The sequence below is a fragment of the Clostridium sp. AM25-23AC genome (assembly GCF_003435125.1).
Lineage (GTDB): Bacteria > Bacillota > Clostridia > Lachnospirales > Lachnospiraceae > Pilosibacter > Pilosibacter fragilis.
The window spans coordinates 1-21539 of sequence record NZ_QWGI01000038.1 but is presented as its reverse complement, the minus strand read 5'-3'; the positions used below and the strand labels follow the sequence as shown (position 1 = coordinate 21539).

Genomic DNA, 21539 nt, shown 5'->3' with positions numbered 1-21539 from the left:
AACCACTTCCCCCTCTTTTTGCCCTCTTTTTAGCCAGTTAACCACTTGCGGACCACTAAAAATTGGATGAAATCGGCTCTCGTTTTGCCAAATTTGGTCAAACCATATCAGCCCGTTTAGATATAGCAAAAGCCCGGAAACCTTGATTTTCCAGGCTTTTGTAAACCTTTTGATATAGTCTGAGCAGTCGATTATCGCTTGCTGAACTGCGGAGCGCGACGAGCTGTTTTGAGACCGTACTCACCTATCCTTGGTCCAAAAAGTCCAGTATTTATGCGGGTTTTCTGGTTTTCCTCTCTCAGTAAACCCATAGGTAAACCCACGAAATCGCGAGATTTTTGGTGCCGTTTAACGCAGCCCGAATGCAGCATTCACAACGCTGCTTAATTTCTCAGGTTTATTATACTTGACTTTCGCATAGATGTCCATAGTCGTTTTGCTGTTCTCATGGCCTGCCAGATACTGCACCGTCTTTGGATCAACACCTTTGTAAATCAGATTGGTGATGTAGGTGTGCCGCAGCATGTGCGGAGTCACCTTGAAGTCCATCGTATACACCAGCTTGGGATTGTTCGGCTGATGCTCACCAAGCCTTGGCTTTATTCTATGCTTGATGGACTGCCCATTTACATAGGTGTAATAACAGCGTTCTGCGGTAGAACGGACTGTTATGTACTTCCAGACCCTCACAAACTGTGTTTCCGTCAAAACAGTTCCCTTCGAATTCGAGATCACATATTCCGATTCTGATTTTTCCCTTGCTTCCTTGAGACAGGCTACCAGGCATTTGGGAATCGGAACATCTCGCTTCGCTGCCGGAGTCTTCAAAAGTGTGTTGACCACCGGCTCACCGCCTTCCACATGCCATGCACGCCTTACAGAAATGTACGGCGTTTTTTCATTCAGGAATACGCAGTCCCATTGAAGTCCAAGAATCTCTTCTCTACGCAATCCCGCGTACAAGCCGATCATTACGAAAACATACGGTGGTAGCTCACGAATGCTATCCAGCAAAATGGCAGTCTGTTCATCCGTCAAAGCTTCGCGCCGTTTCGCAGGCTTTCCTCCTCTTGCGCAAATCGTTTTGGATGGATTCTCTTTGATCACCTTGCTCTCTTCTGCCGAATTAAAAATGTTCTTAATCAGCATATTGAGCTGACCATACATTCCGGAAGAACCTTTTGATAGCGGAACCATCAGCAGCCGCAGGTCATCTGTGGTCACCTCATCCATATACATCTGTCCAATCGGCCCCACGATGTACCGATTCACCATCCGCGCGTATCCCTCCAACGTATTGGTTCTTACCGTTCCAGACCGCATCAACAGCCATTTTTCGCAGTACTCTTCTACGGTCGGATTCTCTCTGTGGAAAACCACTTCCGCGATTTTCTTCTGGGCATCTTCCGCCCGGTCATATAATTCTTCGCGTGTCAGCCCATAAATCGCCACTCTCTTTCCGTCTGCATCTGTAATCCGGGTGCGGTAATACTGTACCCCTTTCATCATCACTGTTCCGTATTCCGGAAGTTCAGCAGGGCGCTTTTTTCCTTTAGCCATGTGTTCTCCTCCTCGTCTATCTTCATACATTGGGTGTTGCTACTCTTATTATCATGGCGTACACTACTTCCTTCAAGGATGTCGAATGTATGTAAAAAGGGCAGGGATTTTTGACCATCCCTGCCCTAAGTTTTTTCTGATTTACTCTTAATCCCACGATGCAAAAGCATCTTCCAGCACTCCTTCGAGCTGCTCTGGGCGATTATATTTCACCTTGGCGTAAATATCCATGGTGATCTTGCTACTTTCATGACCGGCAAGATACTGAACTGTCTTCGGATCAACCGAAGCATGAATCAGATTCGTAATATAGGTGTACTGCGGCGATACGTCTTGTTCTCAATCTGCTGGATCGCTTCCTGTTCCTTCTGGTACAGTTCCTCTCTCGTTCTTACGTATAAGGAAACCCGCCGCCCCTGCTGATCTGTTACACGGGTTCGATAATACTGCGTTCCCTTCATACTCACCGTACCATAATCGGGAAGCATCATTCTTCTTGCCGCCATATCATTACCTCCAATCCTGTTGTTGCTTTCATTATTGCGGATTCATCGTCCATACTCAACGATGTCGATTTTTACCGCCGAAAGCTTCGAGGTTTGCGATATGTCGCAGCACGTTCCATCGGTTTTGCACGGTGCGTACATTTTGCAATGTACTCCTGAATCCCCACTTCCGTGAAATAAACGCAGCCGTTTTCCACATACTGAACATAGGAGATCAAACCGTCTGTTCTTGCAGCATCCAGTGTTTTTACGCTGATTCCCAGTATACTGGCTGCTTCCTTCCTTGTAATCAGTTTATCCATCGCCTTCTTCGCCTTCCTTTCGGCATTTGCCCTGTCTTTTTTTCTCTGCCTGTTCCGGAATGTAATAACCAAGCTGAATCCTTACAGCTTCGTCAATCCCACGCATCTGCCCCTTACTTACCCGCCCAAGATAGCGAATCACGCATATCTTGTCGCAGGTGTCGAGCTGTTCTGCCAATACCATAGACGGTTTTGCCAGTCCCTTTGCTTTACGGAGAAAGAAATGCGTTGGCTGCTTTCGCTTCTTCTCAATTTTCGATGTCAGCGGAGCAATCGTGATTGTCGGCGCATAATAATTACTGGCATCATTCTGAAGAACCACAACAGGACGAACACCGCCCTGCTTTGATCCAACCGGAACACCGAGATTGGCGAGATATAAATCACCTCGCCGATAAACCCAGTTTTCTTTCATTTTCTGTTGTCTCCAATCTCCATACACTGATATGGATAAAGCCTGCCAGGTATCATGCTGATACAGCACCCAGCAGTGCTTTCTGAAAATATGGTTTCTCTGTACTTTTTCTTATCACCCCAGAGATGTAGGATTTCTCACAGGCGGCAGTGTGCTTCACTGCTCCATTGGAATTTAACCATCCCGCCTTCCTTATGGCCGGACCGCGAATTACGGAAGTATCATTGTCCCTGTCTGGCTTTAGCACCGCCGCCGGTTGCAATCCGGCATTTGCTTCTGCGAAACCGCTATCGCCCCGATGGGCTTCATGGCGTGCAGTCGAAGGCTCGACCAAACAGGAATGTACCTGAAGAATGAGTATTCAGTTTTCAAGGGACATCCGGACTTTCGTCCTTACAAAGCAAGTTTAACAAGAATCCTCCGGTTTCGCGTTGGCCTCGTAGGCGCACTTTGGTTGTCCTTGCAGGACTACATACGGTTTGTTTTGATTTTTTCAGTGTCCTATGCAGTCGGATTGGGGCAAAAAAAATACCTCGTTGGTTTCCCAACGAGGCATCGAAGACGATTCTATCTCATACGACTTCACATCATGCATCCGAAGATTTGTTTTACAAAATTCGCTTGGTTTTTTCCAGAACGCTTAAACTGATCATATGCTCCTTCCGCATGAATAATCAACATTTCAATTTCTGGAGCAGTAATGACATTTACCACGTCAATTTTCTGCTCATATGCTTTACTCAATCGAAATTCCTCTCTGCGAGAATCCAAAATCCGTATCACAGAAATCTGCTTATCGAATCCTTTCCGTAAGTACTATGCATAAAAGCACAGCCGCAGAGTACATCTGTGGCTGTGTTTTGTGTTCAGTTGCTCACTGTTGCGTGGACTGGATATGGAGAGACAACATATCTCCCGATCTTACATGGGTGATCTTATCTGCCATCACTCTGGCAGTTTTCCTTGCAGATATGTCGGCATCCCCACTGCGGTCGTATCCGGCCTGACCTTAAACATGGCTTTTTCAATCTACCTTCCTTATCGGTTTTCCGCGATATATTTCTCCGCCATGTGGACTGCCATCGCGCCGTCCGCCACGGCGGTGACCACCTGACGGAGGGGCTTCGTCCGCACGTCGCCCACGGCGTAAACGCCGGGAATACTGGTTTCCGTGGTCTCTCCGGCCACGATATAGCCGCCGCCGTCCAGCGCCAGTTGACCCACCGCCAGCGCCGTGGCGGGCTGTCGGCCCACGCTGACAAATACGCCGTCGCAGTCCACCACGCTTTCCTCACCGGTGACGGTGTCCCGCAGGCGTACGCCGGTCAGCCTGTCCCCGGAAATCAGCGCGGAAACGGTGCTGTTCCAGCGGAATTCCACATTTTCGGCCTGTTCCAGTGGCTCGTGATAGATCTTGGTGGCCCGCAGGGTGTCTCTGCGGTGGACGAGGATCACCTTTTTCGCCACGCGACTGAGAAGGAGGGCATCTGCCGCGGCGGAATTGCCGCCGCCCACCACGACCACCGTTTTGTCCTTGTAAAACATCCCATCGCAGGCGGCACAGTAGGCCACGCCCCGGCCCAACAGCTCCGTCTCTCCGGCAACGCCCAGCGTTCTGGGGTCTGCGCCGGTGGCCAGCACCACGGTTTTCCCCCGGAAGATCCCCTCGCTGGTCTCCACGAGCTTGGGAACCGCCGTCAGATCCATGCGGAGAACTTCCGCGTATTCGCTGCGTGCCCCAAAACGCTCCGCCTGCTTTTGCATCTTCTCCGCCAGAGAGAAGCCGTCGATCCCGTTCTCAAAGCCGGGGTAGTTGTCGATCTGCTCGGTCAGGGCCATCTGCCCGCCAGCAGACAGCTTTTCCAGCACAACGGTGTCCAGCCCCGACCGGGCCGCGTACAGGGCGGCGGTGTAGCCGCCCGGGCCGCCGCCCACCACGAGCATATCATAAACATGATTGTTGTTCATATCTGAACCCTCCGTTATTTCGCCAAGGCTTCCTGAATGAAGCGGTCGATCTCTGCCTTTGAGCCGGGCGCGGTGATGGAATCCACGGCCTTTCCGTTCCGGTACAGCACCAGAGTTGGGATGACCTCAATCCCCTCGGCCCCCGCCAGCCGCGGCTCCTCGTCAATATTGATCTTGCTGACAACGAGGCTGTCCGCGTATTCCTCTCCAATCTTCTCATACGCAGGGCCGATCCTCCGGCAATAGCCGCACCAGGGCGCCCAGAAATCCACCAAAACGGGCTTTTCGCCCCGGGTCGCCTGCTCAAACTGCTCCTGATTCATATTCATAGCTGCCATATCTGTCAGCTCCTTTCTTTTGTTTGGGTATTCTCAAGACTCCGTTCTCGCCCCACACCACATCGTGACCTCAACCTGAGATGACGGTACTCTGCCCTTGGGACATAAAGCAGATGAGTAAGACCATCATCTGTACGAGAATAGCTGCGGTTTGTTGCAGCTTATTCCGCGCAGAGCTCCGCCACAAGAGCGTCCATCTGCGCTTCGCTGGTTTGGTTCAGTGCGCCGCGCAGCGATACCTCCGTTTCACACAGTCGGAGTTCCTTCATCTTTTCCAACTCGGCGCGCATCAGCCGCGCGGAAGCAGGGGCCCATGAGCCGTTTTCCATGAGGCCGATCCGGCGGTTTCGGAATCCCTTTGTCTGTAAATGATCCAAAAAGGCCTTCATGGGCGGGAACAGTCCTCCGTCATAAGTGGAGCAGGCCAACACCAGTTTCCCGCAGTAGAACGCACTGGCAACAGCGTAGGAAAGATCTGTCACAGTGAGATCACATATGCTGACCTGCACGCCTTTTTTCTCTAATTTACCCTTGAGGGTCTTCGCCGCATGGGCAGTATTTCCATGGATGGATGCGTGGGCAATCAGTATGCTCTCCGATTCTTCTGGTTCCCATTGTGACCAGAGATCATAGAGCCGCAGACACTCCTCCAGCCCTTCTGTAAGCACGGGACCATGGAGCGGGCAGATCGTTTGGATCTCCAGCGCGGAGGTCTTTTTCAGCAGAGCCTGCACCTGTGCGCCATATTTCCCGATAATATTGTAATAATACCGTCGGGCCTGCGGCACCCAGGGGGCACGGGCAGTCCGTTCCAGTGAGCCAAAGCGTCCGAAGGCATCCGCCGAGAACAGGATTTTTTCCGTTTCCTCATACGCCGTCATCACCTCCGGCCAGTGTACCATCGGTGCCAGCAGGAAGCGCAGCCGGTGTGAGCCCAGAGAGATCGTGCTGCCCTCGCCAACCTCCAGCATACGGTCTTCCGACAATGCACCCGTGCCAAAGAACTGCTTGATCAGGGTAAATGTTTTCGCGTTTCCCACGATCTTCATCTCCGGGTACTCTTGCGCTATCCGCATGAGGCTGCCGGAATGATCCGGCTCCATGTGTGTGACCACAAGATAATCGGGGTTGCGCCCCCCCAACACCTGCGCTACATTGGAAAGCCATTCCTCCGCCGCCCGTGCGTCCACGCTGTCCATCACGGCGATTTTCTCGTCCAGAATGACATAGGAGTTGTAGCTCACTCCCATAGGCTGGACGGGGTACTGGTTTTCAAAGAGTGCCAATGTGTTATCATCCACCCCTACATAGCGGATGGCATCTGTTACCGTTCGGATATCCATATAAAAAATACCTCCTATTCTGATGTCTTTGGTTTTCTTATAAATCGTCTATCAGTGCGGTGCTCTTGGCGTAGGCGGTACTGCGTGCCTCAAAGAAATCGGTCTTGACCATATTGGCGTCAGCGTACTGGCTGACCCATTCCATGCTCTCCGGTTCGCTCTCAAAGCCCGGATACAATGCCGGATAGCCAAGGCTCGTCCAGCGAAGATTGCCGAGATAGCGGATGTAATCGCTGATCATCTGCCGGTTCAACCCCGGGATGTCGTCGCCGATCACATAATGCCCCCATGCGATCTCCTGCTCCACGCCCTCACGCATCATCTCGCGCAGCGCTTGTACGCTCTCGGCGGTGAACAACTCCGGCTGCTCCTTTTGCAGCTCCGTGATGATATTGCGGAACAGCCACAAGTGCGTGTTCTCGTCGCGGTTGATATAGCGGATCTCCTGCGCCGAGCCGGGCATCTTCCCGTTTCGGGAGAGATTGTAGAAGAACATAAAGCCGCTGTAAAAATAGATGCCCTCCAAAATATAGTTCGCCATCATCACGCGCAGCAGCGTGGGAGCGTCCTTCCGCTCCTGAAACTCGTTGTAGCAGTCCCCAATGAAGGTGTTGCGGCGCAGCAGATGCTCGTCCGTTTTCCATTGGTAGAGGATGTCATTGCGCTCCACGGGGGAACAGATGGTGTCGAGCATATAGCTGTAGCTCTGTGAGTGGACACACTCCTGAAACGCCTGAATGGACAGGCAGAGATTGACCTCGTTGGCTGTAATGTAGGCGCCGATATTAGGCAGGTTCGCTGTCTGAATGGAATCCAAAAAGACAAGAAAACTCAGAATTTTATCGTAGGCGCAGCGCTCGGCTGACAGCAGGCGGGGATAGTCCTTCACATCCTGCGAGAGATTGATCTCCTCAGGGATCCAAAAGTTGTTCATGGCCTGCCGGTACCAGTCGCTGACCCAAGCGTACTTCATATTGTTGAAGTCGTTGAGGTTGGTGGTATTGCCGCCGATCATGCGCCGCAGGCGCACATCAGGGTCGCCCTCCGGGTTAAAGAGGGGCTTTTTCTTCAGTTCCATCATGCTATCCTCCTTATGACGAGCAGCTTTCACAGGCCTCGACCTCAAGGGCCTTGCTGCGGACATAATAAATGGTCTTGACGCCGGCCCTCCACGCCTCCAAATACAGTCTGAGCACCTGACGCATGGAATAGTCATTGGTGATATAGAGATTCATGCTCTGCGCCTGGTCAATATGTCTCTGGCGAAGGCCCGCGGCGCGCACCGACCAGCTTTGGTCGATCAGATGCGCCGCCTTATAGTACCACCATGTATCCATAGAAAGCTCCGGAGCAACGCGGGGCAGCATGCTGCCCTTTTTTTCCTCTAAAAAGAATTTCTTCATAATTGGATCGATGCCCGCCGACGTGCCGGAGAGGATGGATGTGCTGGAAGTGGGTGCGACAGCCAGCAGATAGGCGTTGCGCATTCCCTGCACCGCCACCGTTTCCGCAAGCGCCCGCCACTTTTCTGAGGTATAACCTCGCTTTTCAAAATACGCGCCTGTCTGCCAGTCGCTGCCCTCAAAGAGCGCGTAGCGGCCCTTTTCCCGTGCCAGTGCTGTGTCCGCCTTGATGGCGGCGTAGTTGATATGCTCGAACACCGCGTCGGTGAAGGCAAGGTGCTCATCGCTCTCCCAACGGATGCCGCGCTTTGCCAGCATGTGGTGGTAGCCGCTGACGCCCAGGCCGATGCTGCGGTACTTCTGATTGGTAAGCCGCGCGTATTCCAACGGGTAGAAGTTGAGGTCGATCACATTATCCAGTGCGCGGATGGCCGTTTCCACCGTGCGTTCCATATAGGCCTCGTCCTCCACCGGCAGATTACCGAGAGACAGACTCGCCAGGTTGCAGACCACAAACTCACCTGGGCGTGTGGCCGTCACCACCACTGTGTCGCCGTTCTCCGTGTGCACCTCAGTGCTGATATGCTCGATGGGCGCCATGTTCTGCGCGATCTCTGTGCAGAGATTGGAGCAATAGATCATTCCCGTGTGGCCGTTTGGGTTCATACGATTTACGCTGTCGCGGTTGAAGGCGAAGGGCGTGCCGGTCTCCACTACCGAGCGAAGCACCAGCCGCACGATGTCCTTGACGGTGACGCTGCGCTTTTCGATGCGCGGGTCATTGACGCAGTCCAGATACCGCTTCTCCCATTCCGTACCCCAGTAATCCTCCAGTGCGTAGCCCTTGACCGTGAGGATCTCATGCGGACACATGAGATGCCACGGCGCGTCTATGTTCTCCTCCGCCAGTCGCCAGAAGAGATCCGGATAGCACACGGCGGGAAACACATCATGCGCCTTCATGCGGTCGTCGCCGTTGTTGGTGCGCAGTTGAAGGAATTCAGGCAGATCCCGGTGCCATGCGTCTAAGTAAACCGCCGCAGCGCCCTGCCGCATCCCCAACTGATCCACCGCCACGGCGGTGTCGTTGACCAACCGGATCCAGCGGATAACACCGCCCGCCGCCCCTTGAAAGCCGCGGATGGTGCTGCCTGCAGCGCGCACCTTACCGAAGTACATCCCCATTCCACCGCCAAATTTAGAGACCTTTGCGAAGTTGTCCAGCGAGCGGTAGATGCCGTCCAGACTGTCCGGCACAGTGTCCACAAAGCAGCTTGAAAGCTGATGGTAGGGCTTTCGTGCGTTGGACATGGTAGGTGTCGCCATCGTGACCTCCATACGGCTGAGCATATCGTAAAAGCGTTTTACCCACCCCATGCGGTCAGAGCCTTCGTTCATAGCAAGATGCAGCGCGATACCCAAAAACATCTCCTGCGGTGTTTCCAGCGGCACGCGGCTGCGTGACTGGATCACATAGCGTTTGAGCAGCAGGTCAAGGCCGGAGTAGGTGAACAACTCGTCCCGTTCCGGGCAGAGAAAGTCCTCCGCCATAGCGATCTCCTCGTGGGTATAGTGGGCAAGAATATAGTCACCGTAGAGTCCCTTATCCGTCAGATAGCGAAGCCTGCCATAGAGGTCGCCGACGCCGCGCCCCTCCCATTCCTGTGCGTTGCGACAGCGAAAGGAGTGGTTCAGAAGCCGCGCCGCGATGAACTCCCACTTGGGTGCCTCTGCCGTAGTCAGCTCTACCGCTGCCTTGGTCAGTGCCTCAGCCCTCTCATCCTCCGTCATGCCCGGGCGACAGAAGCTCTCAAACTTCATTTGAAGCGCCGCGAGGGAGTAGATTTCCTCGGTAAAATCCATCTGGATACGGCGCAGCACCTCGTCAAGCGAGTTATCCCCCACCGTCTGCGCGATGGTATGCCGGACGCGGCGCAGCGCAGACCGCTTTTCGCGATAGAGGATGTACGCCTTGGCCACCTCATAGTGTCCGCGCTCCATGAGCGTCCGCTCCACCTCGTCCTGCACACGTTCCACGGTGAGCGGTACTGTGACGGAGAGATTGTCGAGAACGGCAGTGAGGATCTCCTCCAGCTCTCCGCCCCCAATCTCCCTTCCCTGTCCATCAAACGCTTTTTTCATAGCGTTGAAAATTTTCTCCTGTTGAAAAGGAACAGACTTCCCGTTTCGTTTTCTGATCTCCATTTCGATCCTCTCATCTTCTCCGGTCACTTCTCATGTCCTTTTGGGCAAAGAGCGGGCAAGCGCAGTATCACGCTTGCCCGCTCTGTTTTTGAAAGCCGGTTTTTCTGCAGCCGACACGGCGGGGCTGTTTGTTGTCTGTTGTCTTGGTTTTGGCTTTCCTGCCAGTTACTTCATAGATTCCAGAATGGCGTCCGCCAGCGCTTCCAGCTCGGTGCGCTTGTCCGCGCCCATGGACGATGCGAGGCTGAGCCGCTCGTTGAGCACCGTCATGTTTTTAAGCTCGTCGTTGACGAATTTCTGCATGAGGTCGCCGGACTTCACCGCCCACGAGCCGTTTTCAATGATGGCAAAGGTGCGGTTTTGCAGATTCAGCGCCTTCATGTCCATGAGGAAGTCGTGCATGGCGGGGTAGATGCCGAGGTTGTAGGTCACGGAGGCCAGAACGATGTGACTGTACTTGAAGGCCTCGGAGATCAGCTGGGAGACATGGGTGGAGGACACATCGTACATCGCCACCTTGCTCATGCCCTTGTCGCAGAGTGACGCCGCCAGAGCCTGCGCCGCGTTCTCCGTGTTGCCGTACATGGAGGCGTAGACGATGAGCACGCCCTGGGTTTCAGGGGCATAGCGGCTCCAGGTGTCGTACTTTTCGATGAACCAGCCCAGATCCTTGCGCCACACGGGGCCGTGGAGCGGGCAGATATACTTGATCTGATCCAAAACGCCGCCGGCCTTTTTCAGCAGGAGCTGGATGTGGGGACCGTACTTGCCCACGATGTTAGTGAGGTAGCGGCGGGCGTCGTCCAGCCAGTCCCGCTCGAAGTCCACCTCATCGGCAAACAGCTTGCCGTCCAGCGCGCCGAAGGTGCCGAAAGCGTCGGCGGAAAAGAGGACGCCGTCGGTAACGTCGAGGGTCACCATGGCCTCCGGCCAGTGGACCATAGGCGCACCCACAAAGGTGACGGTGTGCTTACCGAAGGAGAAGGTATCGCCCTCCTTCACCTCGATGCACTCATGCCCGTCCACATGGAAGCCGAACTGACGCATGAGCATGAAGGCCTTCTCGTTGGAGATCAGCTTCACCTTGGGATGGCGCAGCAGGATCTCCTCGATGCAGGCGGCGTGATCCGGCTCCAGATGGTTGACCAGCAGGTAGTCCAGCTCGCGGCCGTTCAGCACATATTCTAAATTTTCCAAAAGCTGGCGGCAGGCAGACCAGTCCACCGTGTCAAAAAGCACCGTCTTTTCGTCCAACAGGCAGTAAGCGTTGTAGCTTACGCCCCGGGGAATGGGAAAGCAGTTTTCAAACAAGGCCAGGCGATGGTCGTTGGCGCCTACCCAATAGAGATCATTTGTTACTTTACGCACGCAATACATCTTATCTTACCTCCTTCACGGCTCAAGCCTTTATAAATTGATCCTTCGCCTCCGCGCACTCGGGGCACACCCACTCGGCGGGAAGCTGCTCAAAGAGCGTACCGGGCGCGATTTCGCTGTCCTCGTCGCCCAGCTCCGGCACATACTCGTAACCGCAGCCGCCGCAGACATAGCGGTCGCCGATGGGGGTGGGCTTCGGCGGCGTGGGCCGCTTCATCTTCACCATGGGCGGCGCGGGCTGCTTCTCTCCGCTGTCCAGCGCGGCGGCCAGCAGAGGCAGGATCTCCGCCACATCGCCCACGATGCCGTAGTCGCAGTTCTTAAAAATGGGGGCGTTGCCGTTTTTATTGATGGCCACGATGGTGGAGGCGTCCTTGATACCCTTGAGGTGCTGGGTCGCGCCGGAGATGCCGCAGGCAATGTAGAGGTTACCGGTGAACTTCTGACCGGACATACCCACATAGCGGTTCAGGGGCAGATACTTGAGGGTCTCCGCCACGGGGCGGGAGGAACCGATGGCCGCGCCGGCGGCCTTGGCCAGCGTCTCTACCAGCTTCATGTTCTTTTTCTCTCCGATGCCCTTGCCCGCGGAGACCACGCGCTCCGCCTGCGGAATCGGCGTATCCATGGGGATGCCCACGGAGAAGTCGTGGCCGTCCTTTTTCAGCGCCGCCACAAGGTCGGCCACCTGCTGGGCGGCATCCCCCTCCCGGAAGATGGTCATTTTGCGGATACCGGTGATGGGCGCGGGCTTCTTGGCTGCCGAGCGTCTCTCGCCGCCGGAGCTCTTGCCCAGCCTGCCCACCAGATGGGAGGCGATGACCACCCGCTGGATCTCGTTGGTGCCCTCGTAGATGGTGGTAATCTTGGCGTCACGGTAGGCCCGCTCTACCTCCATGCCCTTGAGGAAGCCGCTGCCGCCGTGGATCTGCAAGGCGTCGTTGGTGACCTCCAGCGCGATGTCCGAGGCGTACATCTTCGCCATGGCAGACTCCATGCCGTAGGGCGCGTGCTGCTCCTTCAGCTCCGCCGCGGAGTAGATAAGGAACCGGGCGCAGCGCAGCTTGGTGGCCATATCCGCCAGCTTGAAGGCGATGCTCTGCTGGGCCGCGATAGGCTTACCGAACTGGATGCGCTCCTTGGAATAGCTCAAGGCCTGTTCAAACGCGCCCTGAGCGATGCCCAGCGCCTGGGCGGCGATGCCAATGCGTCCGCCGTCCAGCGTGGACATGGCGATCTTAAAGCCGTCCCCCTCCTTGCCCAGCAGATTTTCCTTGGGGACCTTTACATCGTTGAAGATCAGCTCCGCTGTGGAGGAGGAGCGAATACCCATCTTGTCATAGTGATCGCCGAACTCAAAGCCCTTCCAGCCCTTCTCCACGATGAAGGCGGAGATGCCCCGGGTGCCGATGTCCGGAGTGGTGACGGCGAAAACCACATAGGTGTCCGCCTTGGGAGCGTTGGTGATGAAGATCTTGCCGCCGTTAAGGAGGTAGTAATCCCCCTTGTCCAGCGCGGTGGTCTCCGTGCCGCCGGCATCGGAGCCGGCGTTGGGCTCCGTCAGGCCGAAGGCGCCGATTTTCTCGCCCTTGGCCAGCGGGATCAGATATTTCTTCTTCTGCTCCTCGGTGCCGTAGGCGAAAATGGGCCACGAGCCGAGGGAGACATGGGCGGAAAGGATCACGCCCGCGCCGCCGTCCACACGGGCCAGCTCCTCCACCGCGATGGCGTAACTCAGGGCGTCAAGACCGGCGCCGCCGTACTCCTTGGGGTAAGGAATGCCCATCCAGCCCAGCTTACCCAGCTTCTTGACAGCCTCCTCGGGAAACTCATTGTTCTGGTCCATCAGAAATGCGAGGGGCTTGATCTCCTCCTCCGCAAAGCTCCGGATCTTCGCGCGCAGCTCTTCGTGCGCCGCCGTGGTTTGAAATAGCATACAGGTTACCTCCTCTTAAAATTTTACAGCTCGCTTATTTCTTAGGGAGCGGATCTTCCGGTCAGCAGCCTGCGCAGGCTCACGGCGCGGAACGCCTCGTCCTGCTTTTGCTGCAAGACCGCCATTTGACAGTGGATGGCGCACCTCCCGTGCTCGTCCTGCCAGCGGCATACATATCCCGGCTCCATGCAGGTGCACAGGATGCCCCGCTCCCCCATGACCTCCATGAGATCGTAGAGGGAGGTCGCATCCAGATCGCCGGACAGTTCGCAGCCCCCAAGGGCGCCGCGCCTTACCCGCACCAAATTACCGGCAGAGAGCTTGCGCAGGATTTGATAGGCAAACTGATTGGGGATCAGCTCCGTTTCCGACATCTCGGCCACCGAATGCTTCTCCCCGTCCAGCAGCACCCGCAAAATGCGCAGTGCGTAGTCCGTCTCTTTGGTGATGATCATGCTCCACATCCTCTTTTCGCTTGCTTGTTAATGCCATCATATCAATCTTGATAAATTTTGTCAAGATAATTTCCAAAAAAATATATCGTTTTAACACAGACCGCTCCAGCCCGGGTCAGCTTCGCTTTCCATTCAGCGAAAAGCCATGTTCCTTACAATATAGGAGCCGAAAAAGCTGTGACGTGGCAGTCCGCCGAAAGCAGAAAAGACTATGCCTGAAAACCAGAAAGCGGAGAAATTGGTTGGGGCTCGCAGGGGTCACCCACCCAAGGCGGATAAGGCGGTCCCTGGCAAGTCCAAGGCAAGCACCAAAGTGCGTGCTTTTCATTTTATATTCGACACATTATGTTATGATATGCAATAAATGTTCCATCTTACCGTCCCATTCTCTGCTGGAATCGGCGCACTCTTTCAGTTCAGTTTCGACTTCAGCATTTATCGGCAGGTTTTTCTTATAGCGGATGGTATGCTCAAGGCTTGCCCAGAAGTCCATAGCGATTGTACGGAGTTGTATCTCCACCGGCACATGGATCACTTTTTCCGCAAAGAATACCGGCAGCCGGATCGTCAGGTGCAGACTGCGATAGCCATTTGGCTTAGGGTGTGAAATATAATCTTTCTCTGTGATGATTTCAATGTCAGACTGTTTTTTTTAGCACTTTGCCAAAAAGAACACATCCTCCTCGAAAGAGCAGATCACCCGCACACCGGCGATATCCATGATATTTGTCTGCATGGTCGGAAAATCCAGAGGAAGTCCGCGTTTCTGCATCTTATTCATAATGCTGGACGGCGACTTCAAGCGGCTTTTTATACTTTCTATCGGATTGCGATCATGCTGCAATGAAAACTCTTCGTTTAGAATTTCCAACCTGCTTTCCAGTGCTTTCAGCGCACATCGGTATTGCAGCATGACTTCCTGATACCTGCGATTTTCGCTTAAAAGGCGCTGGCACTGCAAATCATCTAAGCCTTTATCTGCCGCAACCGTCAAGCCAAATAAATTCTCACTCATAGCTTCTCCATTCCGCAGGGATAGGCGCTCCGCGCTGTCTGCCGCTCTTGTGTTACGACCTGATAAAAACTGTATCCGCCGGAGAGATGGGAACAGGTGAAACCGTACTGCGTCAAAAGTCGGCAGGCCAGATAACTGCGAAGCCCTGTCTGGCAATTCACATAAACAGGCTTACCCCGGTCTAACTCGTCCAAATGCTCCCGCAGATCGTCCAGTGGAATATTGCGGAATCCATTCAAGTGCCCACGCCGATATTCGCCTTCTGTACGGACATCCAGCAGTGTCGCATTGCCATCGCAAGGCAAGTCCTCAACCTCATTCCAATGGAACTGCCGTACCTTCCCGCTCTCCAAATCCTCGATCATAAAACCGGCCATATTGACCGGGTCTTTGGCAGAGGAATAGGGCGGCGCATAGGAAAGGTCAAGCTCCGTCAGTTCCAAGGCTGTCATTTTTGCGCGAATGGCCGTTGCCAGTACATCAATGCGCTTGTCCACGCCCTCGCCGCCAACGATCTGCGCACCCAGCAGCCGCAGGCTTTCTTTTTCATACATCACCTTCATTGCCATAGACTGTGCGCCGGGATAATAGGTAACGTGGGATGCCGGGAATAATACGACTTTGTCGTAAGCGATCCCTGCTGCCTGCGCTGCCTTCTCATTGATCCCCGTGGAGGCCGCTGTCAAGCCAAACAGTTTCAGAACAGACGAGCCCTGAGAGCCGTGAAAGCGGCTGTTTCCGCCGCAGATGTTGTCGGCGGCAATGCGTCCCTGCTTGTTGGCAGGCCCCGCCAGCGAGATTAATGCTTTTTGGCCGGTCACGAAATGGGTGACCTCTACGGCATCGCCCACAGCGTAGATATCCGGCGCGGAGGTTTCCATCCGCTCGTTGACAGCGATGCTGCCCCGGATGCCCAGCTCAAGTCCGGCCTCTTTTGCCAGATGGGTGTCCGGCGTGACGCCGATGGCCAGCAGCACCATGTCGGAGCGCAGCGGCTCACTTTCCTCCAGCAGCGTCAGCACGGAATCTCCGTCCTGTCGGAATCCGGTGACGGTTTCATCCAACCGCAGAGCCACGCCGTGTCTGCGCATTTCCGCATGGACAAAGCTGGCCATATCCGCATCCAGCGGCGCTAATAGCTGCTTCAGACGCTGGACGATGGTAACCGAAACGCCCATCTCCACAAGGTTTTCCGCCATTTCCAGACCGATAAAGCCGCCGCCAGCCAAAACAGCGGTTTTCGGCTTCTGATCCTCTACAAAGCGTCGAATGCGGAGGGTGTCTTCCACGGTGCGCAGGGTAAAGACCCGCTCGCTGTCCACGCCGGAAAGCGCAGGAACCGTCGGCTTTGCGCCGGGGGCAAGAAGCAGTTTGTCATAGTTTTCCGTGTAGACCTTCCCGCTGTCCAGTGCGTGGACGGTGACGGTTTTCTCTGCGGGATTGATCGCAGTTACTTCCTGCCGTACCCGTACATCAATGCGAAAGCGGTCCCAGAAGCTCTCCGGAGTTTGCAGCGTCAGTTCTTCCTGCTCCTTGATCACACCGCCCACATAATACGGCAGGCCGCAGTTGGCATAGGATATATAGCCGCTACGCTCGATCATCACGATCTGCGCGTGTTCATCCAAACGGCGGATGCGGGCAACGGCAGACGCGCCGCCAGCCACACCGCCTACGATCACAACTTTCATCTTGCGCCCTCCACCATGGCGGTGATCTCCGCCTTGGACCGGTAGCCCACGGATTTGGCAACGGCCTTTCCATCCTTGAATACGACAAGCATCGGGATACTGGATACCTGAAAACGCATCGCCAGTTCCATTTGCTCGTCCACATTGATCCTGCCCACCTTGAGGGTGCCGGCGTTTTTCTCCGTGCGCTCCACGCGGCAGGGGCAGTACCCGCTGGTGCGCTTGAGACCCTCACGGATGGTGTCCACGACCTCCTGATCGGAATTGAGCTTGATTTTCATATCGGTTCCCTCTTTCCTTTGTTCTTTGTGATGGCCCTATCATAGCAAACTCCGCCCTGCCTTTCTGTAACAAGGTCACATTACAAAAATTTTCGCGGCAACAGAAAAAGCTGTGAAGCGGCAGTTCACGTACCGCTTCACAGCTTTCGCCTATCTCGTTATTCAGGCAAAGCAGGCGTTCACCTGTTCGACGATCGCCCGATCCAACCAGCCCTTTTCAGCCATATCCAGAAGAATAGAGCAGGCTTTTTCGTGAGACATTCCAGCTTTGTAAGGACGATTTTCGGTCAGGGCCTGATAAATATCCACGCAAGCCATGATACGCTCCTGCGTATTTAACTCAGACTCGTTTTTTCCGAAGGGATACCCCGTTCCATCCAGATGCTCGTGATGAAACGCGGCCCAATCGCGCAGCTCCGCAAAGTCCTGGACTTCCGATAGAACGTAATATGTATAGGCAGCGTGATGCTTCATTTCCGCATATTCGCTGTCGGTCAGGCGTCCCGGCTTTTCCAGTATTTCATTGCCTATCGCTACCTTTCCGATGTCATGGAGTGCGCCGGCAAGATACATTTTCTGGGCGGTGTCCTCGTCAAATCCCATAAACCGGGCCAGACATTCCGCATCGTCGGCCACACCCAGAGAATGTGTACTGGTAAAGGGCGATTTGTAGTCTACAATTTTCGCGAAGAATTTTGCCAGAGCTTTTACCTGCGCAAAATCAAGCTGCTGCTTGGTACGCGGCACTTTGCTCCACAGGCGCTCCTCCAGCCCCCTGCCGCCAAGAGAGCAAAAATGCTGTTCTGAAAAAGCGCGAAGAAACGCGTCCGCGCATTCCTCATCCACGATCCTGCCGCGTACCCGAGTAAGGAACGCGTTCGCACGCTCCCACACATCCGGCGTAAAGACATCGGCGCGGCAGAAAGCATCCAGCAGATCGCACAGACGGATAATACGGGCGCCCAGCGGGATCTCCTGCCATGTTTTTCCGAAGGAGCCGCTGCCATCCGCGTTTTCGTGGTGGTAAAGGATGATATTTTCTACATTTGTATGAAACGGAAGCGCGGATATGTTCTCCTCGCCCATAACGCAGTGAGCGCCGAGATGCGGCAGCTCCGGCAAACATTCCGCGGCAGAGCTGTCACCACGAAATTCTTCGTGCAGATACTGCGTCAGAGCATTGTCGTGCAATAGGGCACAGACGGCAAGATCCTGCAGTGCTTCGCCAGAAACGCCAAACTGTTCGGCCGTACACACACTCATATACGCCACACGCTTGGCGTGGAACGTTGTCACATGAACCAGTTCCGCCTCCACGCAATCCAGAGCATAGGAGCAGGCACCAAGCAAGCCTAATACATCAAGTTCCATGTGCGGAGCGGTCACGCTTTCCAAAGGCTGTGGAGGTTGCAGTAGGCGTAGACCGCTTCGACCTCGTCGCCCTCGCAGAGAGCAAAGCAGACCTCGGGTTTCTCGCCAGGATGCAGTTCCTTGCGCTGGTTGCCCTGCTTGGTGTGGAGGGACACCCACTCAATGTAGTGCTCCGGCAGCATGGGATGCTCCACGGAGCCGACCTTGACATGGACGATGCCGTTTTCCACTGTCCAGACAGGGACGTGCTTCTCCACGGCGGCGTCGGTGGTGCCGGGAACGATCTCGCTCATCGGCTCACCGCAACAGATGACGGGAACGCCCGTGTCCTTGACCTTGGCAATGATGTTACCGCAATGCTTGCAAATATAAAACTTCTGCTCCATGATGATTCTCCTTTTCTTTCTTTAATAATTTTCCGCGTGGATCTCAAAATAGCTCTGGGGATGATTGCAGGCAGGGCAGACCTCCGGGGCCTTCTCGCCCACGACGATGTGACCGCAGTTGCGGCACTCCCACACCTTGACCTCGCTTTTGGCGAAGACCTGCGCCGTCTCTACATTGCGCAGCAGGGCACGGTAGCGCTCCTCATGGTGCTTTTCAATGGCGGCGACCAGACGGAAGCGCTGGGCAAGTTCGTGGAAGCCCTCCTCGTCAGCAGTCTTGGCAAAGCCGTCGTACATATCCGTCCACTCGTAGTTCTCACCCTCAGCGGCGGCGAGAAGATTTTCGGCAGTGTCGCCGATGCCGTTCAGTTCTTTGAACCACAGCTTAGCATGTTCCTTCTCGTTGTCAGCGGTTTTGAGGAACAACGCCGCGATCTGCTCGTAGCCTTCCTTCTTGGCCTTGGATGCAAAATAGGTGTACTTGTTGCGTGCCTCGGACTCACCGGCAAAGGCGGCCATCAGATTTTTTTCGGTTTGAGTACCTGCGTATTTCGTTTCTTTCATGGTCGATGCTCCTTCCAGCTTCTTCTGCTCATATTATAACACGGATTCGTGTTATAAACAATATTTTCATTTTAAGTGATTCAATCCGTCTATATCCCGCAGCGTGATTGCGCCTCGTCTTAGCTCCACAAGCCCGTCCTCCGAGAAGCTCTTGAGCATCCGCGCCACCGCCTCCCGCGCCGAGCTGATGTGCTGGGCAATCTGCTCATGGGTCATGCGTATGGTATCGGAGCCGGTACGCTCCGCTTCGGCCAGGAGAAAATCTGCCAGCCGCCGATCCAAACCCTTGAACATGATCTGCTGCATCGCCCACATCACATCAGAAAATCGTTTCGTTGCCAGTTCATAGAGGAAGCAACGGACATGAAGATTTTGCTCCTTGAGCACAGCGATGACATTTGCAGGGATAATCAGAACCTCCGTATCCATTCCCGCGGTCATTTGCGTATCAAAGGTGATCTGACTGATCACACAAGAGGCAGAAAGCACGCATAGTTCGCCCGGATACAGGCGGAACAGCGTTACCTCCCGCCCCTCCTCGGAGAGAAGATAGGTGCGGATCTCGCCGGAAAGGACAAACAGCATTCCGAGACATTCATTGTCGCTGCTGTGAACGAACGCGCCCTTTTCATAATGACGGACAAAGGCGCTTCGGCGTAGCGTTTCCATTTCGTGTTCGGTCAAGGATGACCAGAACGGAAGTTGTGTCAGTGTGCGTTCCATATCAATGGCAGCTATGCTTGCCGCAGCCGTGGTCACCGCAGGTGTGCCCATCCTCGCCGTGCTCGTGGTCATGGTGATCACAGTGAACATTGGGGTCGTAGCCCAGATTTCCGCTGAGCAATGCGCTCACCGCCGCGTCAACGTCCCCGCTGACACCGCCGTAGAGCTTGATGCCCGCTTCGGCCAGAGCCGCCTGCGCACCGCCGCCGATGCCTCCGCAAATCAAAGTGTCCACGCCGTTCTGCATCAGGAATCCTGCCAGTGCGCCGTGACCGCTGCCGTTGGTATCAACGACTTCCGCATGGACGATTTTGCCGTCCACAGCTTCATAAAGCTTGAACTGCTCGGTGTGACCGAAATGCTGAAAGATTTGACCGTTTTCATAGGTAACTGCAATTTTCATAATGGAATCTCCTTTGCAAGTTTTGCCTGATTTTTCCATGTTGGCTCTCTGCATCCGGCAGCAACAGCCGCAGTGAGCTGCCTCCTGTCCTCCGCAGATGCGGTAGTTTCCCCCGGTGATGTGCAGCGGTTTCCCGTGGACAAGATACGCTGCGATCTTGCTCCGTGCGCTTTCGTAAATCTCCTGCACGGTAGAGCGGGAAATCTCCATTTGAGCGGCACACTGCTCGTGGGTTTGCTGCTCCAAGTCAACCAGCCGAATGACCTCGTATTCGTCCAGCGTCAGCAGGATCGGCTCGGTATTCTCGCACCCGTTAGGACAGAATGTATCGACCTGTGGTACGCCACAAATTCGACGGCACCGTGGCGGTCTTGGCATGGGAGCTTTCCTCCCTTTGTATTCGGTATATTCCGATTATAGCACTTTGAGCAGAAAAAAGCAATTTTTCAAAAGCTGCTACATTTTCCGTCCTCATATGTGTGCTGGCTGATATTCGGTGTCGAAGACTACGTGTGAGCCATGTTCGTATTGTCAGATTATCTACATTTGACAGAACTTCGCAGGGTATGATGAATTTGCTTGGATTCATTCTGAGTTTAGTTTACATGCAAGCCGTTCACGGGTGGTTGTCCGCCTATGAACGGCTTGTAAATTCTCAATTTTTTTCCTTACTTGACACAAGAAGATCTCAGTCGCCTCGTTAGAGATTACATCGAAGCGGGCAAGTAATATCTCTATTTTGTCATTTCCAAACGCAGAGCACGATTAGATTTTCTTCGCAATCGTAGACAGCTCCGAAATAATGCTCAGAAGATCATTTTTGACTTCCTCTTTACTTGGCTCACTGCCCATCAGAAGATAATCCGTGCTGACATGGAGGATGCAGGACAGTTCGATCAGCAAGTCAATGGAGCAGCTGCGCTCTCCGTTCTCCATGCGGCTGACATGCTGCTTGCTTGCCAGTCCCAGGCGAACCGCCAGTTCCTCCTGCGTAATGTCACGGGAAGTGCGAACATCGTGAAGTCTCTTACCAAACTCTTTCGCGTCAAAATACATACGTTTCTCCTTCCGCACAGCCGGTACAGAACCGGACCAACGGAAGGTCAAAAAAGGAGCCGCATGACGGTGAAGAAAAAAATCCTGTGCCGATAAAACAGAACATGGGTATCCCATAATTCTGTCTCATGCGGCATTCGGAAGACTTCGCCTGTCAGCGGCTCCACAGCACAGCTATGACTTATAAAATTGTATTAATAGATAGCGATAGGTAATCCTTTGATATAATCTCCGGATTTTC

The 21539-nt window shown here is 54.3% G+C and carries 21 protein-coding genes and 2 pseudogenes; all 23 read right to left on the bottom strand.

Annotated elements, in window-relative coordinates; translation table 11 throughout:
- Window positions 1–348: 348 nt before the first annotated feature.
- Window positions 349–1560 (bottom strand): site-specific integrase, encoded by a 1212-nt coding sequence (locus DW677_RS16110; RefSeq protein ID WP_117484751.1) that lies wholly within the window; start codon window positions 1558–1560, stop codon window positions 349–351.
- 147 nt (window positions 1561–1707) lie between these two features.
- Window positions 1708–1893, bottom strand: a pseudogene (locus DW677_RS18920) (site-specific integrase); the annotation flags it as partial.
- Window positions 1857–2066: a hypothetical protein gene (locus DW677_RS16095; protein WP_118297389.1), complete on the bottom strand. Its 210-nt coding sequence runs from the start codon at window positions 2064–2066 to the stop codon at window positions 1857–1859. The pseudogene DW677_RS18920 and the gene DW677_RS16095, both read right to left, overlap by 37 nt.
- A 71-nt stretch (window positions 2067–2137) precedes the next feature.
- Window positions 2138–2368 (bottom strand): hypothetical protein, encoded by a 231-nt coding sequence (locus tag DW677_RS16090; RefSeq protein ID WP_002576363.1) that lies wholly within the window; start codon window positions 2366–2368, stop codon window positions 2138–2140.
- Window positions 2361–2783: a type II toxin-antitoxin system PemK/MazF family toxin gene (locus DW677_RS16085; protein ID WP_117567802.1), complete on the bottom strand. Its 423-nt coding sequence runs from the start codon at window positions 2781–2783 to the stop codon at window positions 2361–2363. Before DW677_RS16085 ends, DW677_RS16090 begins: the two co-directional genes overlap by 8 nt.
- A 582-nt stretch (window positions 2784–3365) precedes the next feature.
- Window positions 3366–3527: a hypothetical protein gene (locus tag DW677_RS18915; RefSeq protein WP_242992203.1), complete on the bottom strand. Its 162-nt coding sequence runs from the start codon at window positions 3525–3527 to the stop codon at window positions 3366–3368.
- 294 nt (window positions 3528–3821) lie between these two features.
- Window positions 3822–4751, bottom strand: a complete 930-nt coding sequence (gene trxB, locus DW677_RS16070; RefSeq protein ID WP_117567801.1) for a thioredoxin-disulfide reductase — start codon at window positions 4749–4751, stop codon at window positions 3822–3824.
- Between the two features lie 14 nt (window positions 4752–4765).
- Window positions 4766–5089, bottom strand: coding sequence for a thioredoxin family protein (locus DW677_RS16065; RefSeq protein ID WP_107000750.1), 324 nt, complete (start codon window positions 5087–5089; stop codon window positions 4766–4768).
- 161 nt (window positions 5090–5250) lie between these two features.
- A complete protein-coding gene (locus tag DW677_RS16060; protein ID WP_117567800.1) occupies window positions 5251–6432 on the bottom strand; it encodes an MBL fold metallo-hydrolase in 1182 nt (393 codons plus the stop codon).
- A 37-nt stretch (window positions 6433–6469) separates the two neighbouring features.
- Window positions 6470–7513 (bottom strand): ribonucleotide-diphosphate reductase subunit beta, encoded by a 1044-nt coding sequence (locus tag DW677_RS16055; protein WP_117470960.1) that lies wholly within the window; start codon window positions 7511–7513, stop codon window positions 6470–6472.
- 10 nt (window positions 7514–7523) lie between these two features.
- Window positions 7524–10040: a ribonucleoside-diphosphate reductase subunit alpha gene (locus tag DW677_RS16050; protein ID WP_181968385.1), complete on the bottom strand. Its 2517-nt coding sequence runs from the start codon at window positions 10038–10040 to the stop codon at window positions 7524–7526.
- A 165-nt stretch (window positions 10041–10205) separates the two neighbouring features.
- On the bottom strand, window positions 10206–11417 hold the full coding sequence (locus tag DW677_RS16045) for an FprA family A-type flavoprotein (RefSeq protein ID WP_117470962.1): 1212 nt from the start codon (window positions 11415–11417) through the stop codon (window positions 10206–10208).
- A 22-nt stretch (window positions 11418–11439) separates the two neighbouring features.
- Window positions 11440–13353 (bottom strand): acyl-CoA dehydrogenase family protein, encoded by a 1914-nt coding sequence (locus DW677_RS16040; protein ID WP_117470963.1) that lies wholly within the window; start codon window positions 13351–13353, stop codon window positions 11440–11442.
- Window positions 13354–13394: 41 nt separating this feature from the next.
- Window positions 13395–13808, bottom strand: coding sequence for an Rrf2 family transcriptional regulator (locus tag DW677_RS16035; RefSeq protein WP_117484747.1), 414 nt, complete (start codon window positions 13806–13808; stop codon window positions 13395–13397).
- Between the two features lie 343 nt (window positions 13809–14151).
- A pseudogene (locus DW677_RS18910) lies at window positions 14152–14721 on the bottom strand (GTP pyrophosphokinase family protein).
- 98 nt (window positions 14722–14819) lie between these two features.
- Entirely contained in the window at window positions 14820–16514 is a 1695-nt protein-coding gene (locus tag DW677_RS16025; RefSeq protein WP_117484746.1) for an FAD-dependent oxidoreductase, read from the bottom strand.
- On the bottom strand, window positions 16511–16795 hold the full coding sequence (locus DW677_RS16020) for a thioredoxin family protein (protein WP_117470966.1): 285 nt from the start codon (window positions 16793–16795) through the stop codon (window positions 16511–16513). Before DW677_RS16020 ends, DW677_RS16025 begins: the two co-directional genes overlap by 4 nt.
- Window positions 16796–16957: 162 nt before the next feature.
- The gene (locus DW677_RS16015) at window positions 16958–18166 is read right to left on the bottom strand and encodes an HD domain-containing phosphohydrolase (protein WP_015553419.1); all 1209 of its coding nucleotides are present in this window, start codon (window positions 18164–18166) and stop codon (window positions 16958–16960) included.
- A gap of 11 nt (window positions 18167–18177) precedes the next feature.
- On the bottom strand, window positions 18178–18552 hold the full coding sequence (locus DW677_RS16010; protein WP_117470967.1) for a desulfoferrodoxin family protein: 375 nt from the start codon (window positions 18550–18552) through the stop codon (window positions 18178–18180).
- A 21-nt stretch (window positions 18553–18573) separates the two neighbouring features.
- Window positions 18574–19116: a rubrerythrin gene (gene rbr, locus DW677_RS16005; RefSeq protein WP_015553417.1), complete on the bottom strand. Its 543-nt coding sequence runs from the start codon at window positions 19114–19116 to the stop codon at window positions 18574–18576.
- A gap of 66 nt (window positions 19117–19182) precedes the next feature.
- Window positions 19183–19839 carry a Crp/Fnr family transcriptional regulator gene (locus DW677_RS16000; RefSeq protein ID WP_117470969.1) on the bottom strand — a complete coding sequence of 219 codons (657 nt, stop codon included), beginning with the start codon at window positions 19837–19839 and terminating at the stop codon, window positions 19183–19185.
- Window position 19840: 1 nt separating this feature from the next.
- Entirely contained in the window at window positions 19841–20620 is a 780-nt protein-coding gene (locus DW677_RS15995) for a DUF134 domain-containing protein (protein ID WP_117484745.1), read from the bottom strand.
- A 387-nt stretch (window positions 20621–21007) separates the two neighbouring features.
- Window positions 21008–21298 (bottom strand): helix-turn-helix transcriptional regulator, encoded by a 291-nt coding sequence (locus DW677_RS15990; protein ID WP_117567798.1) that lies wholly within the window; start codon window positions 21296–21298, stop codon window positions 21008–21010.
- Window positions 21299–21539: the final 241 nt, after the last annotated feature.